This is a genomic window from Mesorhizobium sp. M7A.F.Ca.MR.362.00.0.0, from assembly GCF_004023175.1.
Taxonomy (GTDB): Bacteria; Pseudomonadota; Alphaproteobacteria; order Rhizobiales; family Rhizobiaceae; genus Mesorhizobium.
Genome location: NZ_RZTF01000873.1, coordinates 1 through 648, shown reverse-complemented (window position 1 = coordinate 648; position 648 = coordinate 1). Strand labels below are relative to the sequence as shown.

The 648-nt window shown below is 66.2% G+C and carries 1 protein-coding gene; it reads right to left on the bottom strand.

Features of this window, described 5'->3' with window-relative positions; all coding sequences use genetic code 11:
- The coding region (locus EOC06_RS38260; protein ID WP_164899048.1) for a branched-chain amino acid ABC transporter permease at positions 1–648 on the bottom strand (648 nt) is incomplete at both ends.

Below are 648 nucleotides of genomic sequence, written 5' to 3'. Positions count from 1 at the left end.
GGTCCGTCGGCCGGCGCAACGGTCGACCGCAACGCCTGGAAGACGGCAGCAAAGCCGAGGATGCCGACCGCCGCAGCCGTCGCCATCGCATAGACGGCGCGCGGGTTGATGCCGGTCATCGCCGCCGCCTCGACATCGGCCGACGCGGCGCGGAGCGCCCGGCCGAAGCGCGTGCGCTTCAGCGTCAGGTCGAGGCCCCCTGTCAACCCCGTGGCGACGGCCAGCACAATCAGCGGCAGGAGGCCGATATAGATACCGCCGATCTCGATGGATTGGCTCTCGATGCCATGGCCGGGCAGCGACCGGCTGTTCGCGGACCATATCTGGAGCATCAGGTTCTGCAGCGCGATCGACAGTCCGAAGGTGGCGATCAGCGAGGGCAGCGGATCGCTGCCCACCACGCGGTTCAGCACGGCCTTCTGCAGCACCCAGCCCATCAGCACCGCGAGCGGCACCAGTAAGATCAGCACAGGCAGCGGTCCCAGACCCCAGGCCGTGGCTATCGAAATGCCTATCAGCGACAAAAGGATCACCAGATCGCCATGGCTGATGTTGACGATCCGCATGACGCCGAACATCAGCGCCATGCCGAGCGCATACTGGGCATACATGCCGCCCAGCAGGACTCCCTGCACCAAGGCGTCAAAC